4 protein-coding genes are annotated in these 3,937 nt (G+C 74.2%); all 4 read right to left on the bottom strand.

Annotated features, from left to right (window positions below; all coding sequences use genetic code 11):
- Positions 1-608 (bottom strand): ArnT family glycosyltransferase (locus AB0J52_RS30960; RefSeq protein ID WP_500186247.1); only part of this gene is annotated, 608 nt, incomplete at its 3' end.
- A gap of 257 nt (positions 609-865) precedes the next feature.
- The gene (locus AB0J52_RS30955; RefSeq protein WP_500186246.1) at positions 866-1,423 is read right to left on the bottom strand and encodes a hypothetical protein; all 558 of its coding nucleotides are present in this window, start codon (positions 1,421-1,423) and stop codon (positions 866-868) included.
- A gap of 395 nt (positions 1,424-1,818) precedes the next feature.
- Positions 1,819-3,222 (bottom strand): MFS transporter, encoded by a 1,404-nt coding sequence (locus AB0J52_RS30950; RefSeq protein ID WP_500186244.1) that lies wholly within the window; start codon positions 3,220-3,222, stop codon positions 1,819-1,821.
- A 117-nt stretch (positions 3,223-3,339) separates the two neighbouring features.
- Positions 3,340-3,937, bottom strand: a 598-nt coding sequence (locus AB0J52_RS30945; RefSeq protein WP_500186242.1) for a cytochrome P450, incomplete at its 5' end; no start/stop codon positions are given.

Here is a 3,937-nt window from a genome sequence, read left to right as displayed (position 1 = left end):
GGCGCGACCACCAGGTACGCCACGGCGAGCGCCGGGACGGCCAGCCACGCCTGCAACATCTTGCACTGGAAGCCGACACCCACCCAGACGGCGGCGGCGAGCAGCGGCCTCAGCCTGCCCGAACCCACCGCCCGCTGGCCCGCGTCGGCGGCCAGCACCAGGCACATCGTGAGCGCGCCGTCCTCCATGGAGTGGCCGAACACCGACGCCACCAGCGGCGTCAGCCCGAACACCGCCGCGGCGGCCAGCCCGGCGGCCGGACCCCGCCAGCGTCGGACGACCCGGTACAGGACCAGCACCGCCACGACGCCCTCGACCACCTGCGGCAGCGCGAGCGACCACTCGTGGAAACCGAGGACGCGCACCGCCAGCGCCTGCGGCATGAAGGACCCGGGAAGCTTGTCCACCGTCGAGGTGGCGGCGGGATCGACGGCGCCGAACAAGAACGCCTTCCAGCCGGTCGACATGCTCTTGGCGACGACGCTGTACAGCGGCGCGTAACCGGCGTGACGCAGGTTCCACGAGAACAGCAGCGCGGAAACCGCCGCGATCGCCAGCAGCGCGGGACGCGCCCAGGGAGGCTGGCCGTCCGGGGAGCGCCACACCATCCAACCCGGACGCGGCGGCCGCGGACCGGCCTGCGCGGAAGGGACGGGAGGTTCGCCGTCACCTGGCGCGAAAGTCGCGGTTCCGTCGTCGGGCGAGGGGCTTTCGTGCGGGGGAGCGTTGTGCGGGGGAGCGTTGTGCGGAGAAGGAGGGGGCGGGGGTTCGACGGCGGCGCCCTCAGAGCGCACGCCGTCCGGCGGGGGGAGCATGAAACGACCTCCGGGCGGGGGGACCTAGAGCGGGGAGCAAGGGAGGTCGGTCAGCCGGCGCCTCCCTGGGCGTTGCCGCCCGCGAACTTCGCGCACGCCTTCTCCGCGGCCTGGAAGACGGGGTTGTCCGGAGTCATGCCGATCTTGTCGCCGTCCAGGTTCGCGCCGCCGTTCGGGTTGGGGTCGGGGAACTTCGGGACGCCGTGCGCGCGCATGCACTGCGAGTGCTTCAGCCCCATGGCGCGGTCCTCCGCCGGATGGTCGCCGCCGCCCGCGGGCAGCAGCGACTTGCACGCTCCGTCGGCCGACCTGTACGTCGCCGTGTCACCGCCGACGGCGTTGCCGTCCACCTGGAGACCCTTGCCGAGCACCGGGTCGGGGAAGTTGCTCACGCCGTGCGAGCGCATGCACTTGGAGTACTTGAGCAGCCCGGCGTAGACTTGCTGGTCGCTCGGCCGTCCGCCTCCGCCCCCGCCGCCCTGCGCGGGTGCCGAGGACCCGCCGGTCGTCACCTCCGCGACGCCCTTCGTCTTGCCGTCGCCGCCGGACGAGCCGCAAGCGCTCATCGACAGCCCGAGCACGGCGAGACCGGCGGAGAGCAGAGCCACCGTCCTCCCCGCGCGTCCAGCCTTAACCGCCATCGTTCCGACCCTTTCGTCCGCTGGAATTGCCTGGCGGCCCCGTTCTATCCGGCAGGCGGTTTCACCGAGGTATCAGCCGGAGTCGAGGGACGAGTCAGAGGACGCGGCACCACCGAATTTCAGGACCCGAGAACACGCAAGTGCGGTGGCCAGAAGACCACCGCACTGTCGGACGGACCGGTGTAGCTGCGGAAAGACGCGGAACAGCGCGCTGCTGGCGCGCTCACGCAGAGCGGACGCGGCGGACGCCGAGAATGTCAATCACCTCGTCGCACCACCCGCATTCACCGAATAACGGCTGACCTGTTTCCGTCACCGTAAGGTGGTTGGTGAGCCCGTTCCGCAGGTTGTCGTTCGGGCCTTCAGAGGCGGATGAGCGCCGTCCCCGCGAGGGCCGCCAGCCACAGCGCCGCACTGACCCATGCCAGCACGTGCAGGCCGCTCGCGAACGCCGTCCCGTGCAGCGGCGACCCGGCGACCGAGCCGAACACCGCCGCCCCGAGCGCCGTGCCGACCTGCCGCGCGGTGTTGTTGAACCCGCCCGCCAGCCCGGCGAGCCCGGACGGCGCCGTCCGCATCGCCGCCGACACCGCCGACGCCGTGATCAGCCCGTCCCCGATCCCGATCAGCAGCAGCGTCGGCACCAGCACCGCGTACGAGGAGTGCGGACCGGCGAACAGCAGCGCGGGCGTCCCGCACAACGCGACCACGATCCCCGCGCGGACGGGCGGCCGGGGGCCGAACCGCGCGTTCAGCATGCCGCTCAGCGGAGCCAGCAGCACCAGCGGAACCGCCATCGGCAACAGCATCATCCCCGCGACCAGCGCCGACCTGCCCTGCACCTGCTGGAGCCACAGCGTCACCACGAACAGCGTCCCGTTGGTGACCAGGTTCATCACCAGCGACGCCCCGTTCGCGCCGAGGAACGCCGGGGCCCGCACCAGCCCGGACGGGAACAGCGGACACGCCGCCCGCCGCTCCACCAGCACCAGCGCCACCGCACCGGCGAGCGTCGCGCCCGCTGCGGCCAGCGCGCCCGCACGGTCGCCGTGCCCGAGCTGGATCACCGCCCACACCAGCGCCCCGAGCGTGACCGGCGCGAGCAGCAGCCCGCCCACGTCCAGACGCCCGCGCCGCGACCCGCCGGACCGTCCGCCGGACGGGTCGGGCGAGACCAGCAGCAGGACGCCCACGACCGCCGCCACGACGATCGGCACGTTCAGCAGGAAGATCCAACGCCAGCCCGGACCGTCCACCAGGACACCGCCGAGCAGCGGACCGGCGGGCAGCGCCGTCGAGGACACCGCGGCCCACGCCCCGAGCGCCCGCGCCTGCTCGGCCGGGTCCGGGAACATCCGGGTGACGGCCGCCAGGCTGCCCGGCAGCAGCAGCGCCGCACCCGCGCCCTGCGCCGCCCGCGCCGCGATCAGCTGCCCCGGCCCGGCCGCCAGCCCGCACGCGAGCGACGCCGCGCCGAACAGCACCAGCCCGGCCACCAGCATCCGCCGGTGCCCGAGCCGGTCGCCGAGCGCGCCACCGCCCACCAGCAGGCCCGCGATCGCCACCGCGTACCCGTCGACCACGCCCTGCATCCCGGCCAGGCCGGTGCCGAGCGCGCGGCTGATGCCCGGCAGCGTGACGTTGACGATCGTGACGTCCAGCAGCACCAGGAACATCCCGGCGCAGACCACGGCCAGCGCCGCGCGCCGCCGCGCCACGCCGGCGGCGGGCAGCGCCTCCTGGTGGATCTCAGTGGGGGAGCTCATGGGCCCATGCTCGCCCGCGGACGTTTCGCCGAACTTCGAAGCGTCCCGTCCCGCCTTCGGTGTCAGGGCCGTATACCCTGGTCACCGGCATGTCGCAGCGGTGTAACGCCCGCCGGGTCAGCGCAGGGCGACCATCAGCCTCTCGGGGGCGCGGGTGAGCAGGCCGCCGTACCGGGGACGGAAGCCGTCCGCCCAGCGCATGTGCGGGAACGCCGCCAGCAGCGACCGGATGCCGATCTCGGCCTCGGCGCGCGCCAGCTGAGAGCCCAGGCAGAAGTGGCGGCCCGCGCCGAACGCCAGGTGCCCGGCCGCCGCCGTGAACTGCCGGTCCGGGTCGTCGGCGAGGCGCGACGGGTCGAACCGGTCCGGGTCGGTGAACCGCTGGGGGTCGCGGCCCGCCGCGCCGACCAGGCACGCCACGGTCGCGCCGCCCGGCACCCGCCCGGACGGCAGGTCCACCGCCTCCGCGGTCTGCCGCAGCACCACCTGCACCGGCGGGTCCCGGCGCAGCGTCTCCACCCACGCCGCGGCCAGCCCCTCGGGGGCGGCGCGCATCGCGGCGAGCGCCTCCGGCCGGTTCAGCAGGTTCGCCAGCAGCGACCGCATGCCCTTGTCGGTGCTCTCGCCGCCGGCGCCCAGCAGCATCCCGCAGAAGCCCAGCACCATGTCGTCGGGCAGTGCGGCGCCGCAGCTCCCCGGCCGGCACCAGCTCGCC

The sequence above is a fragment of the Spirillospora sp. NPDC049652 genome (assembly GCF_040675125.1).
In the GTDB taxonomy this organism is placed as follows: Bacteria; Actinomycetota; Actinomycetes; order Streptosporangiales; family Streptosporangiaceae; genus Spirillospora.
The sequence above is the reverse complement of the archived record's forward strand: the minus strand, read 5'-3'. Positions and strand labels throughout refer to the sequence as shown.